The 14,104-nt window shown below is 33.5% G+C and carries 12 protein-coding genes and 1 tRNA gene; 11 read left to right on the top strand and 2 right to left on the bottom strand.

The annotated features are described in order from the left end of the window. Positions 1 to 94: 94 nt before the first annotated feature. Positions 95 to 1,084 (top strand): M48 family metallopeptidase, encoded by a 990-nt coding sequence (locus QL232_RS10780; protein WP_168883158.1) that lies wholly within the window; start codon positions 95 to 97, stop codon positions 1,082 to 1,084. Positions 1,085 to 1,122: 38 nt separating this feature from the next. Here the strand turns inward: QL232_RS10780 and dnaB are convergent, their stop codons facing one another. Further along, positions 1,123 to 2,802 carry a replicative DNA helicase gene (gene dnaB / locus QL232_RS10785; protein WP_281614117.1) on the bottom strand — a complete coding sequence of 560 codons (1,680 nt, stop codon included), beginning with the start codon at positions 2,800 to 2,802 and terminating at the stop codon, positions 1,123 to 1,125. A gap of 251 nt (positions 2,803 to 3,053) precedes the next feature. Between dnaB and QL232_RS10790 the strand changes: the two genes are divergently transcribed. The 5 genes from QL232_RS10790 to QL232_RS10810 are packed head-to-tail and all read left to right on the top strand — an operon-like array spanning position 3,054 to position 7,955. Then, positions 3,054 to 4,412, top strand: coding sequence for a Mur ligase family protein (locus QL232_RS10790; RefSeq protein WP_168883160.1), 1,359 nt, complete (start codon positions 3,054 to 3,056; stop codon positions 4,410 to 4,412). 52 nt (positions 4,413 to 4,464) lie between these two features. Further along, the gene (murB, locus tag QL232_RS10795) at positions 4,465 to 5,475 is read left to right on the top strand and encodes a UDP-N-acetylmuramate dehydrogenase (protein ID WP_281614118.1); all 1,011 of its coding nucleotides are present in this window, start codon (positions 4,465 to 4,467) and stop codon (positions 5,473 to 5,475) included. After that, positions 5,476 to 6,489 carry a potassium channel protein gene (locus tag QL232_RS10800; RefSeq protein ID WP_281614119.1) on the top strand — a complete coding sequence of 338 codons (1,014 nt, stop codon included), beginning with the start codon at positions 5,476 to 5,478 and terminating at the stop codon, positions 6,487 to 6,489. Between the two features lie 47 nt (positions 6,490 to 6,536). After that, on the top strand, positions 6,537 to 7,160 hold the full coding sequence (locus QL232_RS10805; RefSeq protein WP_281614120.1) for a hypothetical protein: 624 nt from the start codon (positions 6,537 to 6,539) through the stop codon (positions 7,158 to 7,160). Positions 7,161 to 7,169: 9 nt separating this feature from the next. Next, positions 7,170 to 7,955, top strand: coding sequence for a C40 family peptidase (locus QL232_RS10810; RefSeq protein ID WP_281614121.1), 786 nt, complete (start codon positions 7,170 to 7,172; stop codon positions 7,953 to 7,955). 2 nt (positions 7,956 to 7,957) lie between these two features. Here the strand turns inward: QL232_RS10810 and QL232_RS10815 are convergent, their stop codons facing one another. After that, entirely contained in the window at positions 7,958 to 9,589 is a 1,632-nt protein-coding gene (locus QL232_RS10815; protein ID WP_281614122.1) for a GMC family oxidoreductase, read from the bottom strand. Positions 9,590 to 9,852: 263 nt separating this feature from the next. On the opposite strand from QL232_RS10815, the gene QL232_RS10820 reads away from it, so the two are divergent. The 5 genes from QL232_RS10820 (at position 9,853) to QL232_RS10840 (ending at position 14,104) form a co-directional block, all read left to right on the top strand. Continuing rightward, positions 9,853 to 10,458, top strand: a complete 606-nt coding sequence (locus QL232_RS10820; RefSeq protein ID WP_281614123.1) for a porin family protein — start codon at positions 9,853 to 9,855, stop codon at positions 10,456 to 10,458. 110 nt (positions 10,459 to 10,568) lie between these two features. Beyond that, entirely contained in the window at positions 10,569 to 12,179 is a 1,611-nt protein-coding gene (ade, locus tag QL232_RS10825; RefSeq protein WP_281614124.1) for an adenine deaminase, read from the top strand. 189 nt (positions 12,180 to 12,368) lie between these two features. Further along, positions 12,369 to 12,442 (top strand) — tRNA-Ile (locus tag QL232_RS10830). 181 nt (positions 12,443 to 12,623) lie between these two features. Then, entirely contained in the window at positions 12,624 to 13,412 is a 789-nt protein-coding gene (locus tag QL232_RS10835) for a C4-type zinc ribbon domain-containing protein (protein WP_281614125.1), read from the top strand. 80 nt (positions 13,413 to 13,492) lie between these two features. Further along, complete coding sequence (locus QL232_RS10840; protein ID WP_281614126.1) at positions 13,493 to 14,104, top strand: fumarylacetoacetate hydrolase family protein; 612 nt, start codon at positions 13,493 to 13,495, stop codon at positions 14,102 to 14,104.

Consider the following 14,104-nt stretch of genomic DNA (forward strand, 5'->3'; position numbering starts at 1 on the left):
TAAACATGATTGTCTTTCTCAGATACTTATAGATTTCTTAGTTAATTTCTTTCGTTGTATCTTGTTTATAACTTCATCTATCAACGATTAACTTATGGCAAATCAAAGTTTAAAAATCAGAAAAATACATTTCAAAAATATAAAGGCCGCTGCTTGGGAACATCCAGTAGATAAAGTAGCTTTAAAATCACTCAAAAAAATTAAAGGGTTAGATACAGTTGTAAAATTTGTGATAAGTAAATCAACTGAAAAATCTCTTCGAATGATGACACTAGCTTCATCCGTAAGATGTAACGAAAGACAATTTCCCAAAATATATCAGTTATTAGTTGAATGTTGTCAAATACTAGACGTTGAAGTTATTCCTGAGATTTATGTATCTCAAAGTCCAATTTTAAATGCTGGAGCCTTAGGGGTAGAAAATCCATTTATCATTCTTAACTCATCGATTTTAGAAACATTTAATGATGATGAGATACAGGCTGTTATAGCACATGAATTAGGACATATACTTAGTGGTCATGTTTTGTATCATACTTTACTTAGTATTCTTTTAAAAGTCTCTGTCGTTGATTTAGGTATTCCATTAGGAAATACAGCCCTATTGGGGATAATAGCGGGATTAAAAGAATGGCAAAGGAAAAGTGAATTATCTGCTGATAGAGCAAGTTTATTAGTTACGCAAAACCCTGAGACATCTATTAATTTATTAATGAAGACTGCTGGTGGCAACCTCATTGATCAAATGAATTTAGGTGAATTTCTCCAACAGGCAAAAGAGTATGAAGAGAGTAATACAATGCTTGATAATACTCATAAATTCTTCAATACTATTTTCGAAACTCACCCATTCCCTGTTTCAAGGATAAATGAATTGATGAAATGGGTACAAAGTGGAGAATATGATTTAATACTGAATGGTAATTATAACCTAGAAACGGATATTAGTTATGATTCAAAAGAAGCGAAAGAAAGCTATTATGATGATTTTAACCAGATGTCTCAACCTTTTGTAGAAACAGCAAAGCAAGCCTCTGATTACATCAAAAACCTTTATCAAAATCTTAAAGATAAAGAAGAATAAAAAAAGCCTCAGTAATGCACTTACTGAGGCTTTTTTTATTAAAACGGAGGTTCATTTGATGGTGGTGGCGGAGGATTATTTTCATCCCTATTAATCTTTGAAGGTAACGTTTGGAATTGTTGACCTTCATCTTGATTATTGCCTCTGAATGAATCTCCCATATCTAGGTCTGGAGGTAATGCATTCATCTGATCAAAAGTTACCTCTCCACTTTGCATATTAGATTGCATTGGAGGTGCACCTGCAAAGCCACCCATATCCATAGGCATGATGTCATCGCCCATAAATGAGCCATCTTCCCAATCGGTAAACTTAGTATATTGACCAATAAATTTAAGGCGAACATTCTCCAAACCGCCACTACGGTTTTTAGAGATAATAACTTCACCCATACCTTTTGTAGAGTTTCCTTCTTCGTCCTCATCAAGACCATAGTATTCTGGTCTGTATAAGAACATTACCATGTCAGCATCTTGTTCAATCGATCCAGATTCACGAAGATCGGATAATTGTGGTCGCTTATCTCCTCCTCTAGTTTCAACGGCACGAGATAATTGAGAAAGTGCGATAACAGGTACATTTAATTCTTTTGCAACTTGCTTAAGAGATCGTGAAATAAAGGCAATTTCCTGTTCACGGTTACCTTTAGATTTACTATCTCCAGCACTCATTAATTGAAGGTAATCAATTACAATTAATGAGATATCATGTTGTGCTTTCAGACGACGACACTTTGCTCGTAATTCAAGTACGGTAAGTGCAGGAGTGTCATCAATATAAATTGGAGCTGAAGAAAGACTAGCCGTTTTGTCAACTAAGCGTCTCCATTCTTCATCTGTTAATTGTCCTTTTTTAAGTTTCTCACTTTCCAATTCAGCTTCAGCAGATACTAAACGTTTTACTAACTGTGCCGCTGACATCTCAAGAGAAAATATTGCAGTACCTTTTCCAAAACCTATGGAAGCATTACGACAAGCAGATAAAATAAATGCCGTTTTACCCATGGCAGGACGGGCAGCAATAATAATTAAATCGGAAGGTTGCCATCCAGATGTCACTCTATCTAATCCAGTGAAACCAGAAGGAACACCAGTCATACCATCTGTATTGTCACGAAGTTCTTCTAGTTCTAGGAAAACTTCTTTAACAACCTCGTTCATGCCTACATAATTTTTTCGGACATTTTCTTCAGAAACCTCAAATAATGAGTTTTCCATTTTATCTAAAAGTTCGAAAACATCTGTAGTATCATCATATGCTTTTAATTGAATTTCATTAGAAACATTTATCAATTTCCTTTTAATGGAATATTCCTGTAAAATTCTAGCATAATGAAGTACGTTGGCTGATGATGTTACATTCTGAGTAAGACGAGCAATATATGATACTCCTCCTACTTTTTCTAATTCACCAGACTTACGTAATTCTGTCACAATTGTCATCGCATCCACCGGTTCTGATCGGTTGAAAATACCTACAATTGCATTATATATAAATTGATGGGCTTCTCTATCAAAAGAATCCGCCTTTAAAACTTCAATAACTTCGTTCAAGGCCTCTTTTTCCAAGATTAAAGCACCTAATGTGGCACGCTCTAAATCATGATCACAAGGTCTTTTCTTGGCATTCATAAGGTCTAATCCAACGGGATCGGGAGTGTTATTACCGAAGGCCGATTGAATTAAACTACTTCTTGAACTGTTTGGTTTATTATCCATTTTACAAAATTAAGCAGATTTCCAATAAATATTGCTTTCTAGGTTAGAAACGTTATCAAATTTATTAGAGAAAAAATGTTTATTCTTGAAATTGAAAGGAGTAATTTTTTCTACTACAGGATTTTTTTGTCCTTAAGTTTTAGATTATTGTTTTCGTTTTCTGATAATAATTGAGTAATAATTCAGTTAAATACATCTATTCTTTTATTTTTGCCTTACTTAATGAATAGAAAAGATATCTAAATACATATATGAGAGTTCATTTTATTGCAATTGGAGGTAGTATCATGCATAATCTTGCTATCTCACTAAAGCAAAAGGGCTATAATGTTAGTGGTTCAGACGATGGGATTTATGAACCTGCACTATCCAATTTAAAGGAATTTGACCTTTTACCTGAGGAAATGGGTTGGAATCCTGATATCATTACAAAAGATATCAATGCTGTTATTTTGGGTATGCATGCTAAAAAGGATAACCCTGAATTAGTTAAAGCTAAACAACTAGGACTGAATATCTATTCATTCCCTGAATATGTATACTCTCAGACTAAAAATAAACAAAGAATTGTTGTAGCTGGTAGCCACGGTAAGACTACTGTCTCTTCTATGATAATTCATGTTTTGAAATACTGGAATATCGACTGTGATTATTTAGTAGGTGCATCATTAAAAGGTGTAGATAGACCTGTGAAAATTACAGAAAAGGCTCCAGTAATCATCTTGGAAGGCGATGAGTACCTATCATCTCCTTTAGACCCTCAGCCTAAGTTTTTACATTATCACCAACATATTGGTATTATTACTGGTATCGCTTGGGATCATATAAATGTTTATCCTACTTATGAAGGTTATGAGCAGCAATTCGAAGAGTTTATTAAAAACTCTCCAAAAGGTGGTGCTTTAATCTATTCATCAGATGATAAACCATTAAAGAAACTTGTTAAAAGAACACCTGTTTCTGGAGATGTTGATGTTATCCCTTACGATAAGATCAAATCTAAAGTAAAAGATGGCAAAACAATCATTACTGCAGGTTCTGTAAATACAGAGACAATAGTTTTTGGTGATCACAACTTACAAAACATGTCTGCTGCCATGGAAGTTTGTAAACGTCTAAATGTAAGCAGAGATGAATTTATTGAAGCTATTGCCACTTTTGAAGGTGCCGCTTTAAGAATGCAACTTTTAAAGGATTCAGGAACTACTAAAATCTTCAGAGATTTTGCACATGCTCCTTCAAAAGTAAAAGCAACTGTACATGCTTTAGCGAAGCAATACAAAGAAAAGGTTGTTGCATGCTTAGAGTTACATACATTTAGTAGTCTTACAGATTCATTCTTATCAGAATACAGTAAGACACTAAAAGAAGCGGATATTCCATTGGTTTATTTCAATCCTAAAGTTGTTGAAAACAAAGGCTTGAAAACCATAACTAAAGAAGATGTTTATAAAGCATTTGACCAGAAAAATGTAGAAGTTTTCACTAATGAAAAAGAATTAGAAGAGCGACTACTAAGTATAGATTGGTCAAAACGAAATCTGTTATTGATGTCATCAGGAAGATTTAATCAGCTTCCACTAGATGAACTAGTTGAAAAAATTGGATAACAACTTATAACCTCCCTCTCTAAAAAGTGGGAGGTTTTTAATATAAACTATCATGATTGAAACTAACAAGTCTTTATTACCATTCCATACTTTTGGAGCAAAAGTAAAGACAGCCCAATTTTCTATTATTAAATCATTAGACGACTTAAAAGAAATCCTTGATACTACCCCATCTAAATTTATGATACTGGGTGGAGGAAGTAACCTGTTATTTACAAAAGATTATGATGGTTTAATTATCAAAAATGAAATTAAAGGATTTGAAGTCGTTCATGAAAACAATTCTGCTGTTCAAATAAAGATTGGTGCAGGTGAGAATTGGCATGAAACTGTCTTGAGAACTGCAGACCTTGATTGGCAAGGGATTGAAAACTTGGCTTTAATACCTGGTACGGTTGGTGCTTCCCCTATCCAGAATATTGGTGCTTATGGTACCGAAGTAAAAGATGTAATTGATGAAGTAGAATTTTATCATCATGAGAAAAAAGAAGTGATGGTATATTCCAATGAAGAATGTCTATTTGGTTATAGAAACAGTATATTCAAAAATGAGTTAAAAGGTAAAATTACAGTTCTTTCAATTACTATCACTCTGAATAAAAAAGAGCAATGGTCTTTCAATACATCATATGGAATCATTGAAAATACGATTGCAGAAAAAAATATACAGGAAATTACTCCAAAAACACTCGCTCAAGTAATTATTGATATTAGAAATTCAAAATTACCTGATCCAAAAGAAATAGGTAATTGCGGAAGCTTCTTTAAGAACCCTGTTTTACCTAATCAGGAGGCACAAAAGATTCTAGATCAATATCCTGAAGCCCCTCATTATAAAGTTGGGGATGACTACACAAAAATTCCTGCCGGTTGGTTAATAGAAAAAACGGGTTGGAAAGGAAAATCAAAAGGACATGTTGGTACCTACCCAAAACAAGCTTTAGTACTTGTAAATAATGGTGGAGCCACTGGCGAAGAAGCATGGGATCTTGCTTTAACTATTAAGCAGGATGTCTTTACTAAATTTGGAGTAACAATAGAACCTGAAGTAAATATTATCTAGATGAGGGCACTCCTGTCAAAAATACTACCTGCCTTTGGAGTTATTATCTTTATTTTAATTCTCGGAACTGTAGGTTTTATGTATGCAGCACATGAACCTGTAGATCCAATGGATGCATTTTTCATGACCGCAATTACAATTACAACAATTGGTTATGGAGAAGTTATTCCACTAGAAAATAATCCTTTTGGTAGAGTTTTCGCAATTTTTATTGCTTTTTCAGGAATTGGTACATTTACCTACATTGCCACATCACTTTCAGCTTTCTTTTTAGAAGGACATATCCAAGAAGAATTCATTAGAAGAAGAACACTTAGAATGATTAATAATTTATCAGAACACTACATTATTTGTGGTCTCGGAAGAGTCGGAATCAGAATTGCTGATGAATTGGATCGAGCCGGACATCAGTTTGTTTTTATAGAAAGTGATGAAGAAATTTATCATAAATATAGACGATCATACAAACATGCATATGGCATAGTTGGAGATTGCACTTTAGATGATACTTTAAATTCTGCTGGAATTAAAGATGCATCGGGTATTTTTATTTGTACTAACGATGATAATCTAAATCTTGTGACGACATTATCTGCAAGGCAATTGAATGAGGAATTAAGAATTGTCTCAGCAAATAAAAGTCCATCTTTCAAAAGTAAATTATTGTCTGTTGGAGCTAATGAGGTTGTTTCTCCACACTCTATTGGTGGTCGTCGTATGGCGATGGAAATGATACGTCCTAACATTACTACATTTCTAGATATTGTTAGAAGAGATAAAACGGATATGTTTAGATTGGAAGAAATTAAAATTCCATCTAATTATTCCGGTAAAACATTGGAGTCATTAAAAATACACGAAATGCCCTCTACTCTAGTTCTTGCCATAAGAGAAGGACATGAATGGTATTTCAAACCTGCTCTGGAACAGACTTTTTCTCCTATTTCTGTTCTTCTAGTCATGACAAATGAAGAAGAAAAAGCGTATATTGATGAGCGCTTATCAATAGTTTAATGAATTCAATTTTACATTTTTATAAAATACTACTACTAATTCTTCTTTTGAGTACTACAAAAAGTATTGCTCAAGAAGTAGAAAACTTGGACTCACTTGATATTTTAAATGATGAAGTAGAGAATTTCTTATTCCAAACTCAAAAAGGTCAAGTACAATTGGGTTTTGGCTATGGATTAGGTGTTGCTTATCAAAACCAAGACCTTGCCTTTACAAATAGTAGTGTTCTTATTGATGTTTTTGGTAGCTTCTATGCAGGCTATTATATTTGCAATACGTTTTGGGTTGGAGGCTTCTTATATGGAGGTCTTAGAACTGTATCTTTTGATTATAGTAACAAAAACGTAGAACTATTTTTAGGTGGCGGACCAAGAATAAGAAAGTATTTCTTTCATGGTCTGTTTACTGAATTATCTTATGCAAGAAGTAAAAACCAACTTACTTATACAGTAGAAGAAAATATTGCCAAATTCGATGGATACGGAGATATCTATGGTATTGGTATTGGTATCGGAAATTTTTGGACAAAGAAAATTTCTTTAGAGATTTCTCTGAACTATTTCTACATAAAGAGTCATTATGCTATTTATGAAGAACCTAATACTTCTAGCAACTTTAACATTACTGCGAATATTAGCTTTGCAACAAGATACGGTAAAGCTAAAAAATAATACGTTTTCATGAAGCCAACATTTGGACTTTGCATATATAGTACTCTCGCTGTTCGAGGAAAGGCAGCTCATGCATCAGAGATGATTTCCCAATTGTTATACGGTGAAGCTTATCAGGTTTTATCTGTTAACAGATCAAAAGAATGGATGAAAATTAAGATGTTGAAAGATGGTTATGAAGGGTATATTACGACTGGACAACATAGTGATATAGCTCCAGAGTATGCTGATAGATACATTAAAACTGAGCACCCTTTAGTGACAAGACCTATATATCCTATTTTTGACAATCAAAAGACCATTCATCTTTCTGTAGGCTCAACATTACCTTTTCACTATGAGAAGTGTGATAACATGCAGTTGAAATATGCTCAATTACATAGTGTCTTACCTTCAAATAATGAAGATAATCCTATCGACACAGCCAATAAGTACTTAGGAGTTCCGTATTTATGGGGAGGTCGTTCTATCTTTGGAATCGATTGTTCCGGTTTAGCTCAAACGGTAATGGCAGCACATGGTATTCAATTACCAAGAGATGCTTATCAGCAGGCTGAGATTGGAAAGAAAATAACTTTCTCAATGTCCAAACCTGGAGATTTAGCCTTTTTCAATAATGATAAAGGAAGAATAACCCATGTTGGAATTATATCTGACAAGGGTAAAATTATTCATGCTTCACATTATGTGCGAGAAGATATTCTTACAAAGGATGGTATTTTCAGTAACCAAGAAGGAAAGCAGACACACCAATTAAGTCATATTCAACGACTCACAACAAAGTTTCTAAAATAGAATTAGTCTATCATTGATGATTCTTGTGAATTGATATTAGCTAGTTGTTCATCCAAGCTTATATTGCTATTTCCTTCTTTTTCTGGAATATTTGACATAGCATATTCGCTTAAAGCAGTAATGGTTAAGCTAGGGTTGACACCCAAGTTACATGGAATAATTGAACCGTCAAGGACATACATATTGGGGTAGTTATGTACCTCAAACTTGTTATTTACCACACCTTCATTTTCGTCTTTACCCATTGAACACCCTCCCAATATGTGTGCAGTCATTGGTGTATTCATAATAATTTCAGATAGAGCATTTAATGGTACACCATTTACCTTTTTAGCATATCTCTTCAATACTTTTTGACCAACATCTATATATGCCGGTACTGCATAACTATTTTTTGGATCAAATCGTAGTTTTCCTCCAAAGTTAGTTTTCTTCCACTGTAGGGTTAAACTCTCTTCTAAAGATTGCATCACTAATAAGATAATAGATGTATCCCCCCATTTATGAAGCTTAAAAGTACTTTTTAGAAAATTAAATGGTTGAGTAATTATATTTCCAAGAAGTTTCACTCCTCTAATACCCGTTTGGGCAGGACCAGTCGCCAAAGATGCCATCCTACCCATGGCACCAGATTCAGTATTATATTTTACAACTTCAATATGAGTATTTTCATCCGGATTGAAGTATGAGCTAATTGCTACAGAGTTGTTAAGCTTCCTATCTGCATTAGTAACACCACAAAGCATTTCAGAATTGGTTCTAATAAATTTCCCTAGTTGCTTAGATAATTTATTCAGATTACCTGATTCATACTTTTCTTTTAGAAGTAATTTCATGGTCCCTATTACTCCTGCACTAACAATAAGACCTTTTGCTTTAATTGTTCTTTTATTTTTAAATAATAACGAAGTACTACTTTCAACAATGATTGAGTAAGTATCCTCATTGTATTCAATGTTTGTAGCTTTTGTTTCTGGCAAAATCTCAGCGCCAAACTTTTCAGCAAAAAACAAGTAGTTTTTCTCTAATGTATTCTTGGCATTATAACGACATCCAAGCATACATCCAGCACATTTTTGGCATTCTCCCCTTTGAGGCCCTAAACCTTTGAAATATGGATCTGATTCATTAGCTCCATTACTATTATAATTAACTCCAACATTAACTCCACCAAATGACTCTTCTTTTCCCATTTCTTTTGCAACATCCCTTAAGATATAGTCTTCTTCATGTAAGTCTATAAAAGGGATAGTGCCGAGCATAAACTTAGCTTTGTTGTAGAAAGGTAAAAGCGTTTTTTTCCAATCTTCATCAAGATGTGACCATGCTGTATTTTCAAAAAAATGATCTTGTGGATACATATGAGTATTGCCATAAACATTACTCCCTCCACCAACACCAACACCCCCAAGTATAAATACTTCTTTAAAGAAGGTTAGACTTTGGGGACCAAAACATTTTAATATTGGTGCCCACAAAAATTTCCGAATGTTCCAATCTGATTTTGGTAGTTTTTTTTCATCAATCCTCTTCCCTTTTTCAATAACGAGAACCTTGTATCCTTTTTCTGCTAAACGCATTGCTGAGACACTTCCTCCAAAACCAGAACCAATAATGACATAATCGTAAATCATAGTGCTAATTGTGTTGTTTTTTGTGTGCGGATGTTAGTTTTTCTAAAATGAATGAATTTTTACTCACTTCAAAATAAAAGGCGTCCTTTTTCTATTTCTTTGTTTTATATCTTATTGAGAATAAAAATGTTTTCTGTAAATCAGGGTTATTTCTTTCTTTTCTTCAATCTTATGTGATGGAAAATAGTTTTATATTCTCTAACTTTATATAGATTTTTTGTTGTCAAATGACAATAAGCACTGCAAATTCACTTTTTTGTTTCATGAAAAAATTATTTCTTTCTTTCATTTTTTTTCTTGGTATAGTAGGATTCACTTCAGCCCAAGGAATTATGATTGCAGGTAAAGTAGGTACGAACATTAGTAAAATCCGTTCGAATAGAACTGAAGATTTCTCATATAAACCCAACTTAACTTTTGGTGGTGTAATAGAAGCAGCCACAAGTGATTTATTTTCCCTTCAAACAGAGTGCTTATACACCATGATGAGTACAAAAAGTAGCGGGACCACTGTTGATTTAAATTATGTAGATATTCCTATTCTAGCGAAGTTCAGTTTTGGTAAGACAACAAGGTTTTTCTTTAATGTTGGTCCAATGGTGAGCATCTTAGCAAAAGCTAAAGAAAATGGTCCTACCAATGTAATGGATGGTTCATATACAGAAAGTGGATCTACTTATGATAGAAATGTTCATCGATACATGAATGATAGTAATGTATCACTTGTTTTTGGATGTGGAGCCATGGTAGATAATATCATGGTAGATTTTAGATATATTACTGGTATTTCAGACATTTCAAGAGTAGAAGGAAATGATATGTCTGTTAGTCGTTTTGATATAACACTATCTTATGCATTGGTTTTCTAAGAAAAACCGTAAATTGTATATATAACTATACTGGCCAAAACAATTTTCTATTTATGAAGAGGTGTTTTGGCTTTTTTGATATTGATTTTATTAACTCATACATAGCTTAAATGGAGAAGATTATCTTTGGGAATATTGTAGATGTTCATAGAAGAATCATCTACCCTGGAAAATTAACAATAGCTGGAAAGCACATCAAAGATATTAGATATGATGAGGAAGCTAAAGGTTCCGATAAATACATAATGCCGGGTTTTGTAGATGCCCATATACATATAGAAAGTAGTATGCTCTCTCCTACTGAATTTGCAAAAATTGCAGTGAGACATGGAACTGTAGCTACAGTATCAGACCCACATGAAATTGCTAATGTACTGGGTGTTGAGGGCGTTAATTATATGATAGAGGAAGGAAAAAAAACGCCTTTCAAATTTAATTACGGAGCTCCGTCATGTGTTCCTGCTACCGATTTTGAAACTTCAGGAGCAAGAATCACTTCTAAAGATATTAAGAATCTTATGATTAAAAATGAGATCAAATATCTTGCAGAAATGATGAATTGGCCAGGTGTTTTGAATAATGATGAAGAGGTCTATAAAAAAATACAAGCGGCTAAAGAAAGTAATAAACCAATAGATGGTCATGCACCTGGTCTTAAAGGAAAAGATGCTGAAAAATACGCTTCGGCAGGTATATCAACGGATCATGAATGTGTTGAGCTTGATGAAGCATTGGACAAGATAAATGCAGGTATGAAAATTCTTATTAGAGAAGGTAGTGCAGCTAAAAATTATGAAGCATTATCTCCTTTACTAAAATCTCATACAGAGCAATTAATGTTTTGTACAGATGATTCCCATCCTCATGAACTAATAAATGGGCATATAGATCGATTTATTAAAAGATCTTTTGATATTGGAGCTGATTTATTTGAAGTTATCAAAATTGCATCCATCTATCCTATCAACCACTATAACTTAGATGTTGGGCAATTAAGAAAAGGTGATTTTGCTGACTTTGTTGTAATAGAAAGCATGACCCGATTTAAGCCTGTTGCTACTTATATTAATGGTGAAAAAGTTGCTGAAAATGGACGAGAATTATTTACTACCCCAGCTCCTACATTGATTAATAATTTCAATTGTTCTCATAAAATGGTTGAAGAAATACAGGTCAGTGTAAAGTATAAAAAAGTCAGAACAATTGTAGCTCATGATGGACAATTGATCACTTCTTCTGAAATAATAGATACTTCTCAGCTAAGACAACAAGATGCTTTAAAAATGGTTGTCATTAATCGATATAATGATGCACCACCATCAATTGGATATATCAAAGGATTCGGTTTAAAAGAAGGTGCAATAGCTTCTACCGTAGCCCATGATTGTCATAATATCATTGCAGTAGGTGTAAATGATGAGGAAATAATCAAGGCGGTAAATGAGGTAATCCGAACGAAAGGAGGCATTGCGGTATCAAATATTGATGAAGTCACAAGTTTTCCATTACCAATTGCAGGGCTTATGTCTAATTTATCTGGAGAAGTAGCTGCAGAAAAATATAATGAATTGTTAGAAATTGCTAAATCTTTAGGTTCTACTCTTCATGATCCATATATGACACTGTCATTTATGGCTCTTTTAGTGATTCCTGCATTAAAATTAAGTGATAAAGGGCTATTTGATGGCCAAAAATTTGAGTTTGTCTCTTTGACAGATTAAGCAAAAAAGAGTAAATGAATGTTTATTAAATGAAAATTGTAATATCAGAAGAATTTTCTTCAAAAGATTTTCAAAAATAAGCTATTGTAATACAATCAATTAAAAAAGAGTTACAAAAAACTTTATTTTTTCTTTTGCATTGTAAAATAATAATCCTCTATATTTGCATCGCTTTCAATAAGAAAAGCAGCTCCCATAGCTCAGTTGGTTAGAGCATCTGACTCATAATCAGAGGGTCACTGGTTCGAGCCCAGTTGGGAGCACTGAAAGGCTAGTAACTACTACTAGCCTTTTTTTGTATTCAAATATTAAATTGAATCGTTATTAATTCTAATTAATGCAGATTATTACGATTTTATTTAGTAAAATTGCATTTCGTGCATTTTTAGTTAATTTGAGTGCACAAAAGAAATTTAATGTCAACAATTAGTTTTACCAATCCCTATGGAGAATACTGTCGCCCAAAGAATCGAGGCGCTTTCGAAAGTACAACAAATCGATAGCGAACTAGATGCAATCCGCAAATTACGCGGCGACTTGCCAGAAGAAGTTCAAGACCTAGAGGATGAGATCGTAGGTTTCGAAACACGCATAGAAAACTTAAAAAGAGATCTTGCGGAGGTTGAGGCAAATATTGATCAATACAGAGGTAAAATTCAAGACTTCAAAAAGCGTATCGTCTATTTAGAAGAACAACAAATGAACGTTAGAAATAACCGTGAATTTGATGCCATTACTAAAGAGATGGAAATGCTTGATCTTGATATTCAAGTAGCTCAAAAGAAGATTCGTGATAACGAAGCTGAAGAAAAAATTAAGCGTGAGCGTGTATTGAGCACTAAAGATAGACTTGAGGAGCGTAAAAAAGATCTTTCAACTAAAAAGAGTGAGCTTGATGAAATCATGGCTGAATCTGAAGTTGATGAGCAAAAGCTTCTTAAGCAAAGAGAAAAAGCGACTAAACATCTTGATGAGAGATTATTAAGATCTTATAATAAGATTAGAGAAAATTCATCAAATGGTCTTGCTGTAGTATCTGTAAAAAGAGGTGCTTGTGGAGGTTGTTTCAATACTGTTCCACCACAAAGACAAGCAGATATTCGCGAGAAAAAGAAACTAATCGTTTGTGAGCACTGTGGTAGAGTTCTAACAGATGTGGAAATCATCGAAGAGCCGGAACCAGCTCCAAAACGTAGATCTACAAGAGGTAGAAAAGCAGCTACTAAAAAATAAATAGTACTGAATATCTCATAAAAATTGCCCGATAGAGTTTATTTATCGGGCTTTTTTTTACCACATTAATTATTCTTGACATGAAAATTATTTGTATTGGCAGAAATTATGTTGATCATATTGAAGAACTAAATAACGAACGACCAGATCAACCCGTAATATTTTCAAAGCCAGACACCGCTGTTTTACGTAACAATGCCCCTTTTTATTACCCAGCATTTTCAAATGACATTCACCACGAAGTAGAATTAGTTGTGAAAATCTGTAAGGAAGGTAAATACATTCAAGAAAAGTTTGCTTCAAGATATTATGATGAAGTGGCTTTAGGTATTGATTTTACTGCAAGAGATGTACAAACTAAATTAAAAGAGAAAGGATTACCTTGGGACCTTGCAAAAGGTTTTAACGGAAGTGCCCCAATTTCTGAGTTCACCCCTATTTCTGAATTTGAAGATATTCAGAACATCAATTTTAGTGTAAAACTTAATGGAGAAGAAAAGCAGAATGGCAACTCATCTATGATGCTTTGGAATGTCAATGAAATTATAGCTTTTGTTTCTAAATATATTACCCTTAGAAAGGGTGATCTTATTTTTACAGGAACACCTAAAGGCGTTAGTCCTGTAACCATTGGAGATAAAATTGAAGGTTTTATCGAAGGAAAAAAGCTTTTAGATTTTGAAGTGAAATAG

This window comes from Flammeovirga sp. SubArs3 (assembly GCF_947387565.1).
Classification (GTDB): Bacteria; Bacteroidota; Bacteroidia; order Cytophagales; family Flammeovirgaceae; genus Flammeovirga; species Flammeovirga agarivorans.